Below are 12,516 nucleotides of genomic sequence, written 5' to 3' on the forward strand. Positions count from 1 at the left end.
GCAACATGTAATGTATTGATAATAAATGATTTATTTTTATCATATACTTTATTTGTGAGAGCTGACACACCAACAGATTTAATATAATAGAAACCAAATAAAACAAAATAAACAAGACTAACTAACCTTACTGCATTAACAATATAGTGGTTATTAATACCAAACCCACTCAACATAGAAAAACAACTAAAAGTCAACAAAAATGAAATTAAAGTGATACGCTCGCTATCCATACCAAGATAGCCTATCAATTTTCTCATCAAACGCTTCATCCACTCGATCCCTATTAACTATTTTTCTTATTATGTATGTTCTTGTTATCACATCATCATAACTTTCAATCTATAAGGTCCTCTTTTAGGCTGTACAACATAATCACACAAATCTTCTTATTAAGAAACCGTATAATTAATCACAAACTAAAATTTGATATTATTTAATTTGATCATTGTATTATTACCCCAAAAGACATGAGAAATAAGATCATAGATAATCCTCTTTAAATGTTCGCGTCTCTGTTAGATATCGGCACTATCACCCTAGAGTTTAAGAAATATCACAAGACTGCATCTTCGCCCTACCAAACAACTGTTGTACTCATCCATAGGTCCGCCCTCAAAACCCCATCAACCGATTTACCGCCTGCACCATCTCACTCTTACTGGCAAAATGTCGACTCAGCGTCTCATGCCAAATGACTCTGGCCACGCCCTTGTAAACCAGTTCGAAGGTTATCTGGTCCATCTTTGCGAAGGCAATACTCCAGCGTTGTTTCAATGTCCCGCCTTCTGGATTCGGCCTCAGGTCGTAGAACCCGGCCTTGACCATCACATGATTAAAATAAACGGCCTCACTCTTGATAGCGGTGCTGTCAAAGTGCTTTTGCCGTTGTCGGGCCAGCCGTGCCAAAACAGACTCGGCAATCGACTTTGTCGCGTTGTCATAGAGCGTTGGGTCACGTGCGGTCTCGCCCACTGCTTTGGCGACTTCATGGGCAATCCACTCCTCGGACGCACTGACAAACTGCCAGTTGGGTATCCAGTACATATAACCCAACTCGATCAGTTTCCAGAACTTACGGTGAAAAGTCAGATGGCGTCTATCCGCCACTGGGCTTAATGCAATGGGTGTCCCGACCGGCAGTTTGCGCATGGTGTCACGATCATGTTCGGTGGTGTACTGGATAGCGCCTCCTGGTAATAGTACCCCCAGTACCTCGGTCTTTTTCTTTCTCGCTGAGAAGGGTCGTGTTGTCTTGATCATTGGTCAGTCCTCAGTTTGATCCACTGGCGACGCGCTGTCGAATGGCATTGAGCATGGCCCTGCCCCGCGCCTCAGTTCGCGCGTTCACCAGTCCTAGTTTGGCTCCTGTGGTCTCAGGTAGCCGTTGATCGGGCAATCGCACCATCGGTTTGGGGACTTTCTGCCCGGCATGAATTTTTTTGAGCCAGCGTTTGAGTTGTCGCTCGGCCATCTTGCGAATATTCGCCTCCGGGTGTTTGTATTGGAGCATCGCCCTGCGCAAGTCGATCACAATCCAGTACATCACTGGCGCTTTCCATGGAAACTGCTCAGGGGAGGCGTAGTTATCACGCAGCGCACAATAGCGATGAAATTCAGCCATGACGCTGTCCACATCAGGTAAACCGGCTCTTTGGTTTTGCCCCTCCCGTATCCAGGCAATGAAAACCCCTGGCGAGGGTAAAAACGGACGTTTGCAGCGCCGGGCTCGTTGTAGGCCAAGTTCGATCTGCTGCCAGCTCACTACCCGATTCTCCGCGAAAGCGGTTGTCCACTGTCGACGTAACTCATCCAGCTCGCCCTGCGTTTTGATGTTATTCACTGTCGACGGAAAAATTATCCGCAGCTTCTGGAAAAACCTGTTGAACAACATTCGGGCATCGCGGGTGGTCTTTGACGGGGCCTGCTCAGGGTTGTGCACCCGGGCCAATACCACTTCGTTACACCTGCCAGGCTGTTTTTTTCTTGATAAATCAACCGATTTCATATCAATCCTCCCAATGAATCGGCCCAGTCCACGTTGTCCCAGTTCAACGGCGGAGCAGCTTGCATGGGGGGACGACTTGAGTACCGGGGTTTGAACAACCCCTGATAGCCGTTGGCAATGCTGATGTTGATCACCTCGGTCGGGTCGTGGCCGTCGTCCAGACAGTCTTTCAGCAGGTTGAACGCTTTGGTCACACTGAGTGGGGTTCTGATGGGTTTGTTGGATTGCTTTCGATACTGGACCCATTCCATCCAAGCCGTGGCGTTCAACCAATCGGGAATGGGCATACTGAGCGGATCGAACTTTTTTGGAGATTTTCCCCCTTGGGGGATTATAGGGGGTAAAGGTTTTAGATCTTTATAGGTTCCTGATAGGTTCCGGATCCCGTTTTTGGGATCATTACCGTCCAATAACGGGATCATTTCCCCGGTTTCAACAGACCCCTTTTTGGGTGAATTGTTGGGAGGAATGTACCCGCTTTGGGGAATATTCCCGTTTTTGGGTCGATTAGCGCGGCCTTTCGGCGGTATTCTTGTATGTGATGGGTTGGCGTAATACTCCGGTTTTTGGGTATACCCCCTGTCCCCTGTTCGGTCAGGCACCCCCACCAGCCGCCAGACGATAACACGTCGGGTTGCTCCCCTCCGATCTCCACTGTCCTCAATCAACCCCTTATCTGCCAAATAATGTAAGTGCTTCTGTACCGTTTTTTTATCCAACTCGGTATCAAACACAATGGAAGCAATAGACGGAAACGCGAGGTGGTCGGCCCCAGCTCTGTCGGCCAGGACTTTTAATACTGATTTGGCTGCTGCATTTCCTACCCGTACATTTATTGCCCAATTATATGTTTCAAGACTCATATATCCATCCGTGTAAATTTTCGTCTAAAACGTCTGATGGGATTAAAGCATTCGTGCTCATAATTTTGACGGCGATAGATGACCCACCCCGTCGTGCTGTCGTATCCGATCACATGGACACGTATGCCACGCCAATCGGTGTAATGCCGATCAAGTAATTGAATTGGGTTCGCTTTGCCGAGAGTGCGACTTACTGGTATTCCCTTACACTGATACATTACCCCTCCTACTCTTTCAGCGTCTCCGAATCACGCTGCTGACGTGAGTAATATGCTTTGGCTGCCGCTGATAATGTTCCATTGATGGCTTTCTCTCTGACCACCTCGACATCGATAGCCAGCTTTTTAGCCACGATATTGAGTACCAGTTCCACGTATTGCGCGGTGGAAGGAAGAGATGTTTTCATTGGGCTACCTCCACGTTGACAGGGGGTACAGGAAGCCAGGCAGGAGCTAACAGTCCCGCTGAATCCAATTCGGTGTGAACGTGGATCAACATCGCGGGGTTTTCATCGAACATATCCAAAAAACCACGAATGGCAGCGACATGGGTTTCAACAGCGGAATTGGAGCCCATGGCACTGGCGGTACTTTTGATGGCCGCCGCCTCGCTTTCTGTCCAACGGGTTTTGATTTCGTCGCCACGGACGACATGAAGTGGAAGTCCTTTCTTACCAACACGTCGGCGACAAAGTAATTCACGGCGAATGCCCGATGTGATGTCAGTCCCTGCCTTTATGTCATTTGGTTGATAAATTATGCTCACGGATCAGTCCTCCATCTTTTTACTGCTTTATCAGGGTTAGTTTGAAGAGAGTTCAGGGAGGTTTAAGCGTCGAACGGTTATGACGTTGGTGGCGATAATGAACAGAGAAAACAAGTTCAGGCCAAATTTTTGCCCAATCTGCTGGCCTTAGTTCCTGGCGACTGACTATACCAGCAGTTGCAATCTCAATTTCGACACAACGAGCAGGTGAAATCGGACACAGGCCTGATGCCATTTGTGACAAATAGGAGCTTGATATACCAAGATCGCTTGCCAGCTTTTTTACTCCGCCACGTTCCAATTGGGTAATGTATTTCTTAAGTTCCATTTTCCATCCCTCCAATAAGCCCTGAGTTTATTAACCACTAAACTAAACGTCAAGGATTTGCTTGTTTAGAGATTACTAATCAAAATGCTAAGATGGACATTAAAGATATTCGGCGTAAGCGCTTAAAAGATTGGTTTGCAGGTAAATCTCTACCAGAAAAAGAGAAAAGCTACCTGTCTCAGCTCATCACTGGCAGATCCACTTCGTTTGGAGAGAGAGCTGCACGCCGCCTTGAAAAAGATTATGGAATGCCAACCGGGCATCTTGACCTCCCCATATCCGGTAGTGAAGCCCAAAACATACATTTCGCGGCTAAGATAAAAAACTTTCTGATCCCTGTTATTGGTGATGCAATACTTGGAGTCGACGGCTCTATTGAAATGGTAGAGTTGGGAACAGGTTGGCTGCGGATATATAGTGCCGATAAAGATGCTTATGGACTAAAAGTGAAAGGGGATAGCATGTTCCCTCGAATTAAGTCTGGTGAGTACGTTGTTATTGAACCCAACACACGTATTCAGTCAGGTGATGAAGTGTTTGTAAGAACTAGAGAAGGTCATAATATGATCAAGATTATTACAAACAATCGTGATGGAAGCTACCAATTCTCCAGCATTAACAATGAGCATAAACCCATTACGTTAGACCCCATTGATGTTGATAAGATCCATTATGTATCGGCAATAGTTAAAGCGACTCGCTATATGGATATGGATGAAGCCCCAATGGATGAATTTGATGGATTTAACTTGCCCAGCTAACCATTGAGTTCTATAGAACGGCAACAGATATATTGGGTTACATATTCAATTCTGCCCGTTTCTGCCATTCGTATATGTCGATAAAAGCCCCGCTCCTTATCTGTTTAATACCAAACCACATAATTAATTATACAGAAATGATTTCATTAAAATATGTGATCACACATGTCTTCAGCAATTTACGAGTCTAATAAAAATAAATTAACTTGATAATCAGTGAAATAAAGTAAAGTCAATGCTTTATTTACACCAATCACTTGACGATGCAGTTTAGTGTTAAATAAACTGATTTCATTGAGTCGACCTGACATACCAAAAATTCTGTATGTGCTCTTTAACAGCTGACAGGCACGCCGAGAGGTGTCCACCCAAGTGAGCGTTGGCTTTAGGGTAAGCAGATAGTGCAGATAGAGAGTTGTGTGTAGGCAACGTAATATCATGCCCTGCTTACCACTCAAGCCAATCAACAGGAGGGATCCTATGAATGCGAAAACACGCTGCAAGGTGCGGCGCATGCTACGTCGAGCATCAGAACGACGAACAGCAGTATCAGAGACCATGCTAGAAAATAATATCGCCACAATCCTCACCAACTGTTCATCCCGCGTATACAAAGCAACAATGGACGTTCCGCTTGGCGGAATAGAACAAGCCAGTACGGATAACGTTTGTTTACCCAATGTGGCATTGTTTCATGTCAGTTATCGCAAAAATGGGGGGCTAACAGCACGTTAAATCAGATGCTGACGGTTTTGCTTCTGACGAGGCCATATACCCATTCCTAAATACCGAAAACAGGCTAGGCAAGGACACGAGTTTACCGTATAAAAAATGGAGTGGTAATTAATTATCAGGGGAAATGTAGATGCTTCGAAGTCTCAAAGAGTTTGAAAAAGAGATGGATTATATCAAAACGGACATAGAAACAATTAGATCTAATTATGCTACAAAAGAAGATATTCAGTCAGTTAAACTCGAGTTACATAAAGAGTTAAGCGCCCTGACATGGAAAATCATTCTGGCTCTTGTTATCACCGTTTCCATTGCCGTCTTATCAAAAAACTTCATCGTCTAACTAACAGGGAAGAAAATAATATGCTTCAAAGCGTAAAGAATCTTGAAAAAGAACTTTTTACCATAAAAACTGATGTGGAAATCATCAAATCTAATTACGCCACAAAAGAAAATGTCAGTAACGCCAAGAACAGTATTATTATGTGGGTAGTGGGTGCAATATTTTTTGCTCAGCTAATTCCTGCGCTTCCTTCCATTATCAATGCGATAAAAATAATTTTTCTCTAACATGTAGCGATATTCTAAGAAAATACACTTTATCTATTAGTCGAAAAGTTATTAGCGAGCAAAGTGAATATTACACAAAAGAGATGACCGACGTCGTAGGAGAAACCTATGATTACTGCAATTATATTAGTTATCATACTTTATGCTTATTGGTACTTCTGTCGTCTCTCTGCATTTTATGAGAAAGAAAAACTTTTTGATTTCACGATGGCTTACCTTGATGATAAAAATGCTCCAGACACCATGAAAGATATTGTCTATTTTTCATTTATCAGCTCAGACAGATTCTGGTTCTTTCCTCTGGTACGCCTGATGCCCCCTCTCGTATTTATGTTTGCTATCGAATCCAAGTCTGCTGTTTCTGCGCAAGATACCGATCAGGATACGCGTGTCAGTTTTAAATATATTATGAGAACAGTAGTATTGATTGGTATTAAAAGACATCCCATCATATCGACTTTCTTTGCTCTGGTGTCAATATTATTGTTAACAACCAGTATGTTATTCAAAATGATACTTGGTGATTTTAAAAGCCACGTTAACTTAAGCCACTCAATCATATCAACAGTCGGTATAATTAATGTTATTAGAATCACAGCCATTAAAAATAATCTTTGGTAATTTAAATAACGCCAATAATTTAAGTCACTCTATTATATTAACAGCTAATCTAATTAATGGACTAAGAGCAAAAGTTCACAAATAACTGAATTTTGCTTATATCGACCTCGCCCCGGCGAGGTTTTTTATTGCCTGTTGTTTATCAACAGCCCCTTCAAATAAGAGAGGTAAACATGAAACTAGATCTTGTAAAGCAAATAAAATTAGGTGAATCCATGGGCGGCGCCATTCAATTCGCCGTGGTGGGGTTAAATGGTGGTGACCATGAAGACTGCGCACATATATGCAACCTGCTTACCGGTTATTTTGCTGATAAAGCCCAAATAGATCGGGAACAAAAACAAGCCCCCAGTGAAGACGTCACCATGCAGGCACAGGAGAACAGCCCCCCTAATCCCCCGGAACAACAAACAAAGGACTGACTAATGAGAATGACATCTCGTCAAAGACGTATAGCCAATAAAAGACATGCTCATATCCATGCACAGATAAAACAGATATGCAGCAGTCTGGAAAAAGCATTACTCATGCAAGTTGTCGCCAAACCGGTACCCGATACGATAGTGGTCAAATTTAGGGTTTGGATGGTGACCCATCCTGAGAGTGATTATTCCCACATCAACCGAAGAAACACATCCAGAGATAATAAGCCCAATACACATTAACAGAATATATACGTTACTCTCACAGAGCTGCGATTGTGGTTGCGGCTCTTTTTTCTTGACGGAAAGATACAGGTATAAGTACCGTTAGCTTGTAGGTAAAGGTTTCATTCATTTTGTTATTTTTACCGATTATTGATAGTGTCTTTTAATAGAGAAGTATTAACAAGGAAATAATTCATGGAAGATAAATCTGAAATTATTTTAGGACTTATTGCTATTTGGTTAGTCACTGCCTGGATAACTCATATTATAGTTTGTTTCAAAACAACTAGTTGGGGATTTTTGATTGCAGGTGCACTATTCTTTCCGATAGCCTGGGTTCATGGTACAGGTATTTGGTTTGAGTGGTGGTAATTGAAAATTATTATATTTCTCTCAATCATCACCAAACCTGATTCAATATCAATACCGAAATCGTTAAAGAATAATAAGTATATTTAATTTAAATGGATATGGTATGGGATTTTCTCTATTCAAGCTAGAAATAGGTGATAGCGTTATTTCTAAATCTATAGATGCAGCAAGTCAGGCATGGGACAACATTGATAATAAATACCCAATCTTAGGTTGCGTATTGGTGCTATCTCTACCCACAATCGTTCTTTACTTCATATACACATGGGGTAGACTGAGGACCAAAGAGAAAAATTTTGATAAGCCATCCAGAAAACCCAACCGTTATCGAAAGAAAGCAACCTCAAAAGGAGGCAAAAAATGATGGATTGGATATATGCTACTGCTATATGTTCCATGATTTTTTGTTACTGGATTTATTGCCGAAGCAATGCACTTAAATATCAGGAAAGAGCGGTTAGGATAATTGAAATATGTTTTGCTAATAATTCTATTCCTGAAAAAGAAAAAAATAAAATGTATATAAGTTATTGGATAATGAGACGTTGGATTTCTCTTCCTGTCATGTTAATTGTTGCGCCTTTTTTTATTATCTATTCAATAGTTTTAAACAATTACACCCCTAAAAACTTAAACAATAAAGGATTCGATAATTTCTTCAGTATCTTAATGCAAATGTATATTGCTAAAAACCCGCTGACCTCAATTATCATCCTATCCTTAATAGGGATTATTTTTGCTGTTTCTTTAGTGATTAGCACAGTGCTCAATCAAGCGTCCAAAGCGCCTAACCCTACAATGTTAGTCTCCAGCATTATTACCAAACTAATCACTCTACAGCTTAAAATCAGACACGCACATTAACCAATGTCGCTCAATAGTCCGTTTACTGGCTCCCAGTCCCTTTTATTAATACGGCGTTCCATCTGTCTGGCAAATGGGCAGGTGCGTATATCCTTGCTGAGCAGACAGATGGATGGGTGCACAAACCGGGGCCTTAAGTTGAGATGGCTGCGGCACAGCTTCTGATTTAGATGGCTTATCAACCCATGCTGTTGCTTTGGGTTGCTTCTTTTTCACCGGCTTCGGACTTTTATTTACCGGGGTCTTCTTAACCTCAGAATAATCGCTGAGAGATGTTGTGTTACTTGAACGGCCAAAATCGCAATACTTCTTCGACTGACTAATGGAACCATCATTACAAAGAAAACGCCCGTCACTTGTACAGTGAGATATTCCCCCCTTTGAGCCTGAACAGGGTTTCCGGCCACGGCTGGCATCAGCCACCGTTGAAAGAGTTAGCGCAATAATGAAAACAGACAGTAATTTCATCATTAATAAAATCCTTTTAGAACACGCCAAATAACCTCTGTAAGTGCAAGTGTATCAACCATCACCCGATATACCCATAACTGAATTGACTGAACTCGATGCGGGCAATCAGCAGTTCGCGTTTTTTGGTCCCTCCTAAGGAATTGAGCGAGAAAGCCCCAGCAACTCGCCGGGGCTATCCCAGACATGCGGGACCAACCACACGTCTATTGAGGACTGAACAATGACCATTAAGATCATGCTTCAGCGTGTTGGGCGACCAAACCCAACAACTCAAAAGCATACCATGACCGGGGAATTCATCAACAAACTCCAATATCAGCATCGGATCACCAGTGACAATATCCGCGATCCACCCAACACCCCGAGTCTGAAATTCTGCGTTATCTGCATCTTAGCCGCATTCCTGATGTTGGCGGTCGCCGCCAAAATTTAAGCGCAGAGTGATAACTCATCTCCGTCATGGATGCGTTGGCATTTGCTCTGCTGACAGAGGCATCCGATGGAAAAAGAACTGAACCTCAGTACCGGCTGTTATTCCAAAACGGATGATAAGGGCAACTATATCGACATTATTCTCTGGCTGATGCGCAGTCGGGCGGATATCCGCAATGGCGTCCCCTATCGTCCCAAGCCTAAACCTGTTTATTCTCACGACAGACCAATGGGAAGCACGCCACACACCGATACCCTCATCAGTATCGGTATTCGTCAACGTTATTCTCCCGCTGTGTTATTGGTGCTTTACCAACTCCATCGGGCGGGCCATCACGAAAAGGGAATTGCCCGTATGACCGGTATTCCCGTCGATACACTTCGCAACCTGCTCACTCACAAAACCCCAACCCAGAATAAAGTCTGGATACTGGCTCACCAAATTCCCCTTCCCGCTCTGCGGGACATGCTCAACCAACTACATCAGTTGGTTTAACCCTTTTTTTACTGTCAACATGGAGGACTGCCCCATGAAAGTTTCTGTTTCCAGCCTGGTCTATCAGGAGGGTGGCACGAAGCGTATTTACACCCTGACCGACGGCTGTACAGCCATTGAATTCGCCCATGTACCGGGCCGTGCACGTTTCAATTTTTTCAACCAACACGGAAATGCTATTTATGGCATTCCACACCGTACCGCCATCAAGAAAGCGGTCGATCGCCACAAAAAGAAATGGTGCATGAAATAACGTGCCCTGACCTCAGGAACCTCTCCACGTATTCCATTAAAAACACCCTGTAACCTGTAATAAGAGGACTGAATGATGAACTATGGAAATGGCCACAACATAAATAATCCCAATGCAGTACCCCAAATGAGCGCTGAGTTACCCCTTTCTATTCTGCTCACTCAACGATGTATCAAATTTGCTAACAGCCAAAGAGCAGTAGATATCATTGATAACGGTATCGCCTGTCTGTTCAAACAACTGACCGACGAGGCGTTCAGTGCCGAGAGTGATTTTAGTAAAGATCTGTCGGGTGCCTTTAAGGCCGCGTTACCGACAAACCTGTCCAACATTCTGGAACTGCAACACTATAACGCCCTAATCATCAAATCCATTCGCGAAGCCTGGGCGTCATCAGATATTAGTGCTGAGATGGTTGAGCACATGACCGATTTGGTTGAAGAATTCACCCATGGCCAGGCCATCCCCAAATACATTTTGGCGTCTGAGCTGTGGGCGGCTTTTATTGAGGAAAATGCCACGCGGGCGGTGGAAGAACAGTGGAAAAAACCACAGGTTGTTGTCAGCCAGTTCGATAATGGAGACCACATCTGGATCGGTCTGCATCCGGAGCACCCCACAAACAGCCCCTATCCTACCGGCCCCAAAACCAGCGCACATGAGTGTGACTTTATGTTGGCATTCTCAGCACAGTATCGTCTCGAAGGTGATAGCAAAACGGCGATTATGTACGACGGCAAACCGACCTATTCATTATTTGCCGGGTATATGGACAGAGGAACGCTTGGTAAATCCGTCATTAAGCCCTATAGCCGCTTTGACCAGTTGATATTGGCGCTATATTACGGTGGCAGCCTGCTGTTATGGGATAAGAGTCCGGAAGGGCTTCGTTACCCGGGCAATGAATGATGTCTAATTAACCCAACCGGCCAGTGGATGACTATCCTGGCCGGTCATAACGAGGAATGACCAATGGCCAGAATGGTTACCTTACAGGATTGGGCTAGAGATGAGTTCGGCGACAAAGCACCCAGCGTGCGTACCTTAAAGCATTATGCCAAGGGCAAAATGATGGCTCCACCCGCCGTTAAGGTGGGTAAAGAATGGATGATTGATCGTGATGCCCGTTTTATCGGCATTTTAGCCGTCCCGAAGATAGCGCCAAACGCTAACCCTCGATTGAAAAGGATTATCGAAGATGGCTGCGAGACCGCGAACCCATAACATCACGATCCCTAACTTGTACGCCAAACTCGATAAACGTACGGGTCGTGTGTATTGGCAGTATAAGCATCCTGTTAGCGGGAAATTTCACAGTTTAGGCACTAACGAAAAAGAAGCAAAACAAGTTGCCAGTGAAGCAAACGACATCATTGCCGAACAGCGTACACGTCAGATCCTCAGTGTTAACCAGAAAATTGCCCTTATTCGGGATTCAAGAGAGTTTATTACCGTCACAACCTGGCTTGATCGTTACCTTGAGATCCAGCAAGAACGGCTTGAAGCCGGTGAAATAAAAATTAACTCCGTTAAGCAAAAGAAAAAACCGGTTGAGTTATTGCGCCAACATTCAGGGATGCTTTATCTCAAAGATGTTACTGCCCTGGACGTAGCCGAAATTATTGATGCGGTGAAAGCACAAGGCCACACCCGTATGGCTCAGGTCGTCAGGATGGGCATCATTGACGTTTTCAAAGAGGCACAACACGCGGGTCAAGTACCACCAGGCTACAACCCGGCACAGGCGACCAAACAACCCCGAAACAGAGTGACGCGCCTGCGGCTGTCTCTCGACGAATGGAAAGTCATTTATCTTGCCGCCGAGCAACATCCCCCCTACCTCCAGTGTGCAATGCTGCTCGCCTTGGTCACGGGTCAAAGGCTCGGGGACATTTCCAATATGAAATTTTCAGATATTTGGGATGACATGCTGCACATTACCCAGGAGAAAACAGGTTCACGCCTGGCTATTCCGCTGGAGCTGACTTGTCAGTCGATAAACATGTCATTGAGGGAGGTGGTGGCCAAGTGTCGGGATGCGGTGCTCAGTAAATATTTGGTTCATTTTCGACACACGACATCACAGGCAATCCGTGGCGGCCAGGTTTCAGCGAACGCCATCACGACAACCTTTAAAAAGGCCAGGATCCGTTCTGGTATCACATGGACGGAGGGAACTGCGCCAACCTTCCATGAGCAACGTTCTCTGTCTGAGCGCCTTTATCGAGAGCAAGGACTGGAAACACAAAAATTACTCGGCCATAAAACACAAAGAATGACTGATAAATATAACGATGATCGCGGGAAAGAATGGACGGTCATCACCCTCTAAA

Annotated in this window: 21 protein-coding genes and 1 pseudogene; 13 read left to right on the forward strand and 9 right to left on the reverse strand. The window is 44.2% G+C overall.

The genetic code is table 11. The features are described 5' to 3' along the window. From HU019_RS20210 to HU019_RS19390, 8 genes are all read right to left on the reverse strand, one after another. The coding region (locus HU019_RS20210; RefSeq protein WP_217450950.1) for a hypothetical protein at nucleotides 1-272 on the reverse strand (272 nt) is incomplete at its 3' end. A gap of 343 nt (nucleotides 273-615) precedes the next feature. Next, a complete protein-coding gene (locus HU019_RS19360; RefSeq protein ID WP_174847187.1) occupies nucleotides 616-1,263 on the reverse strand; it encodes a DUF1367 family protein in 648 nt (215 codons plus the stop codon). Nucleotides 1,264-1,273: 10 nt separating this feature from the next. Beyond that, a complete protein-coding gene (locus tag HU019_RS19365; protein ID WP_174847188.1) occupies nucleotides 1,274-1,894 on the reverse strand; it encodes a replication protein P in 621 nt (206 codons plus the stop codon). 110 nt (nucleotides 1,895-2,004) lie between these two features. After that, the gene (locus HU019_RS19370; RefSeq protein ID WP_174847189.1) at nucleotides 2,005-2,871 is read right to left on the reverse strand and encodes a helix-turn-helix domain-containing protein; all 867 of its coding nucleotides are present in this window, start codon (nucleotides 2,869-2,871) and stop codon (nucleotides 2,005-2,007) included. Next, nucleotides 2,868-3,089: a DUF4222 domain-containing protein gene (locus HU019_RS19375; RefSeq protein WP_174847190.1), complete on the reverse strand. Its 222-nt coding sequence runs from the start codon at nucleotides 3,087-3,089 to the stop codon at nucleotides 2,868-2,870. The genes HU019_RS19370 and HU019_RS19375 overlap by 4 nt, the downstream gene beginning before the upstream one ends. 8 nt (nucleotides 3,090-3,097) lie before the next feature. Beyond that, complete coding sequence (locus HU019_RS19380) at nucleotides 3,098-3,277, reverse strand: hypothetical protein (RefSeq protein ID WP_174847191.1); 180 nt, start codon at nucleotides 3,275-3,277, stop codon at nucleotides 3,098-3,100. Further along, the gene (locus HU019_RS19385; RefSeq protein WP_174847192.1) at nucleotides 3,274-3,636 is read right to left on the reverse strand and encodes a hypothetical protein; all 363 of its coding nucleotides are present in this window, start codon (nucleotides 3,634-3,636) and stop codon (nucleotides 3,274-3,276) included. The genes HU019_RS19380 and HU019_RS19385 overlap by 4 nt, the downstream gene beginning before the upstream one ends. A 52-nt stretch (nucleotides 3,637-3,688) precedes the next feature. Then, nucleotides 3,689-3,964 (reverse strand): transcriptional regulator, encoded by a 276-nt coding sequence (locus HU019_RS19390; protein ID WP_174847193.1) that lies wholly within the window; start codon nucleotides 3,962-3,964, stop codon nucleotides 3,689-3,691. Nucleotides 3,965-4,056: 92 nt separating this feature from the next. On the opposite strand from HU019_RS19390, the gene HU019_RS19395 reads away from it, so the two are divergent. From HU019_RS19395 to HU019_RS19425, 7 genes are all read left to right on the forward strand, one after another. After that, the gene (locus HU019_RS19395) at nucleotides 4,057-4,725 is read left to right on the forward strand and encodes a S24 family peptidase (RefSeq protein ID WP_174847194.1); all 669 of its coding nucleotides are present in this window, start codon (nucleotides 4,057-4,059) and stop codon (nucleotides 4,723-4,725) included. A 480-nt stretch (nucleotides 4,726-5,205) separates the two neighbouring features. After that, on the forward strand, nucleotides 5,206-5,460 hold the full coding sequence (locus tag HU019_RS19400) for a transcriptional antitermination N peptide (protein ID WP_174847195.1): 255 nt from the start codon (nucleotides 5,206-5,208) through the stop codon (nucleotides 5,458-5,460). A gap of 270 nt (nucleotides 5,461-5,730) precedes the next feature. Next, nucleotides 5,731-6,027, forward strand: a complete 297-nt coding sequence (locus HU019_RS19405; RefSeq protein ID WP_174847196.1) for a hypothetical protein — start codon at nucleotides 5,731-5,733, stop codon at nucleotides 6,025-6,027. A 108-nt stretch (nucleotides 6,028-6,135) separates the two neighbouring features. Beyond that, nucleotides 6,136-6,648, forward strand: coding sequence for a hypothetical protein (locus HU019_RS19410; RefSeq protein ID WP_174847197.1), 513 nt, complete (start codon nucleotides 6,136-6,138; stop codon nucleotides 6,646-6,648). A gap of 173 nt (nucleotides 6,649-6,821) precedes the next feature. Further along, complete coding sequence (locus HU019_RS19415; protein WP_174847198.1) at nucleotides 6,822-7,070, forward strand: hypothetical protein; 249 nt, start codon at nucleotides 6,822-6,824, stop codon at nucleotides 7,068-7,070. 420 nt (nucleotides 7,071-7,490) lie between these two features. Then, nucleotides 7,491-7,667 (forward strand): hypothetical protein, encoded by a 177-nt coding sequence (locus tag HU019_RS19420; protein WP_174847199.1) that lies wholly within the window; start codon nucleotides 7,491-7,493, stop codon nucleotides 7,665-7,667. 360 nt (nucleotides 7,668-8,027) lie between these two features. After that, the gene (locus HU019_RS19425) at nucleotides 8,028-8,531 is read left to right on the forward strand and encodes a hypothetical protein (protein WP_174847200.1); all 504 of its coding nucleotides are present in this window, start codon (nucleotides 8,028-8,030) and stop codon (nucleotides 8,529-8,531) included. Nucleotides 8,532-8,825: 294 nt separating this feature from the next. Here the strand turns inward: HU019_RS19425 and HU019_RS20585 are convergent. Next, nucleotides 8,826-9,002: pseudogene (locus HU019_RS20585) on the reverse strand (YdcA family protein); the annotation flags it as partial. Between the two features lie 220 nt (nucleotides 9,003-9,222). On the opposite strand from HU019_RS20585, the gene HU019_RS19435 reads away from it, so the two are divergent. The 6 genes from HU019_RS19435 to HU019_RS19460 all read left to right on the forward strand — a co-directional run bounded on the left by HU019_RS19435 (nucleotide 9,223) and on the right by HU019_RS19460 (nucleotide 12,515). Next, nucleotides 9,223-9,435, forward strand: a complete 213-nt coding sequence (locus HU019_RS19435) for a hypothetical protein (protein WP_019083347.1) — start codon at nucleotides 9,223-9,225, stop codon at nucleotides 9,433-9,435. 66 nt (nucleotides 9,436-9,501) lie between these two features. After that, nucleotides 9,502-9,930, forward strand: a complete 429-nt coding sequence (locus HU019_RS19440) for a hypothetical protein (protein ID WP_174847202.1) — start codon at nucleotides 9,502-9,504, stop codon at nucleotides 9,928-9,930. Between the two features lie 34 nt (nucleotides 9,931-9,964). Further along, nucleotides 9,965-10,183 carry a hypothetical protein gene (locus tag HU019_RS19445; RefSeq protein ID WP_019083349.1) on the forward strand — a complete coding sequence of 73 codons (219 nt, stop codon included), beginning with the start codon at nucleotides 9,965-9,967 and terminating at the stop codon, nucleotides 10,181-10,183. A gap of 75 nt (nucleotides 10,184-10,258) precedes the next feature. After that, nucleotides 10,259-11,092 carry a hypothetical protein gene (locus HU019_RS19450; protein WP_174850516.1) on the forward strand — a complete coding sequence of 278 codons (834 nt, stop codon included), beginning with the start codon at nucleotides 10,259-10,261 and terminating at the stop codon, nucleotides 11,090-11,092. Between the two features lie 63 nt (nucleotides 11,093-11,155). Then, nucleotides 11,156-11,407 (forward strand): excisionase, encoded by a 252-nt coding sequence (locus HU019_RS19455; RefSeq protein ID WP_174847204.1) that lies wholly within the window; start codon nucleotides 11,156-11,158, stop codon nucleotides 11,405-11,407. Continuing rightward, on the forward strand, nucleotides 11,382-12,515 hold the full coding sequence (locus tag HU019_RS19460; protein ID WP_174847205.1) for a site-specific integrase: 1,134 nt from the start codon (nucleotides 11,382-11,384) through the stop codon (nucleotides 12,513-12,515). Before HU019_RS19455 ends, HU019_RS19460 begins: the two co-directional genes overlap by 26 nt. The last annotated feature ends 1 nt before the right edge of the window (nucleotide 12,516 follow it).

The organism is Yersinia artesiana (genome assembly GCF_902726545.1).
GTDB lineage: Bacteria > Pseudomonadota > Gammaproteobacteria > Enterobacterales > Enterobacteriaceae > Yersinia > Yersinia artesiana.

What these genes read in the sequence shown, in the direction of transcription:
- HU019_RS19360 (WP_174847187.1), bottom strand. Translation starts at nt 1,263, where the DNA reads ATGATCAAGACAACACGACCCTTCTCAGCGAGAAAGAAAAAGACCGAG.
- HU019_RS19365 (WP_174847188.1), bottom strand. Translation starts at nt 1,894, where the DNA reads ATGTTGTTCAACAGGTTTTTCCAGAAGCTGCGGATAATTTTTCCGTCG.
- HU019_RS19370 (WP_174847189.1), bottom strand. Translation starts at nt 2,871, where the DNA reads ATGAGTCTTGAAACATATAATTGGGCAATAAATGTACGGGTAGGAAAT.
- HU019_RS19375 (WP_174847190.1), bottom strand. Translation starts at nt 3,089, where the DNA reads ATGTATCAGTGTAAGGGAATACCAGTAAGTCGCACTCTCGGCAAAGCG.
- HU019_RS19380 (WP_174847191.1), bottom strand. Translation starts at nt 3,277, where the DNA reads ATGAAAACATCTCTTCCTTCCACCGCGCAATACGTGGAACTGGTACTC.
- HU019_RS19390 (WP_174847193.1), bottom strand. Translation starts at nt 3,964, where the DNA reads ATGGAACTTAAGAAATACATTACCCAATTGGAACGTGGCGGAGTAAAA.
- HU019_RS19395 (WP_174847194.1), top strand. Translation starts at nt 4,057, where the DNA reads ATGGACATTAAAGATATTCGGCGTAAGCGCTTAAAAGATTGGTTTGCA.
- HU019_RS19400 (WP_174847195.1), top strand. Translation starts at nt 5,206, where the DNA reads ATGAATGCGAAAACACGCTGCAAGGTGCGGCGCATGCTACGTCGAGCA.
- HU019_RS19405 (WP_174847196.1), top strand. Translation starts at nt 5,731, where the DNA reads ATGGAAAATCATTCTGGCTCTTGTTATCACCGTTTCCATTGCCGTCTT.
- HU019_RS19410 (WP_174847197.1), top strand. Translation starts at nt 6,136, where the DNA reads ATGATTACTGCAATTATATTAGTTATCATACTTTATGCTTATTGGTAC.
- HU019_RS19415 (WP_174847198.1), top strand. Translation starts at nt 6,822, where the DNA reads ATGAAACTAGATCTTGTAAAGCAAATAAAATTAGGTGAATCCATGGGC.
- HU019_RS19420 (WP_174847199.1), top strand. Translation starts at nt 7,491, where the DNA reads ATGGAAGATAAATCTGAAATTATTTTAGGACTTATTGCTATTTGGTTA.
- HU019_RS19425 (WP_174847200.1), top strand. Translation starts at nt 8,028, where the DNA reads ATGATGGATTGGATATATGCTACTGCTATATGTTCCATGATTTTTTGT.
- HU019_RS19435 (WP_019083347.1), top strand. Translation starts at nt 9,223, where the DNA reads ATGACCATTAAGATCATGCTTCAGCGTGTTGGGCGACCAAACCCAACA.
- HU019_RS19440 (WP_174847202.1), top strand. Translation starts at nt 9,502, where the DNA reads ATGGAAAAAGAACTGAACCTCAGTACCGGCTGTTATTCCAAAACGGAT.
- HU019_RS19445 (WP_019083349.1), top strand. Translation starts at nt 9,965, where the DNA reads ATGAAAGTTTCTGTTTCCAGCCTGGTCTATCAGGAGGGTGGCACGAAG.
- HU019_RS19450 (WP_174850516.1), top strand. Translation starts at nt 10,259, where the DNA reads ATGAACTATGGAAATGGCCACAACATAAATAATCCCAATGCAGTACCC.
- HU019_RS19455 (WP_174847204.1), top strand. Translation starts at nt 11,156, where the DNA reads ATGGCCAGAATGGTTACCTTACAGGATTGGGCTAGAGATGAGTTCGGC.
- HU019_RS19460 (WP_174847205.1), top strand. Translation starts at nt 11,382, where the DNA reads ATGGCTGCGAGACCGCGAACCCATAACATCACGATCCCTAACTTGTAC.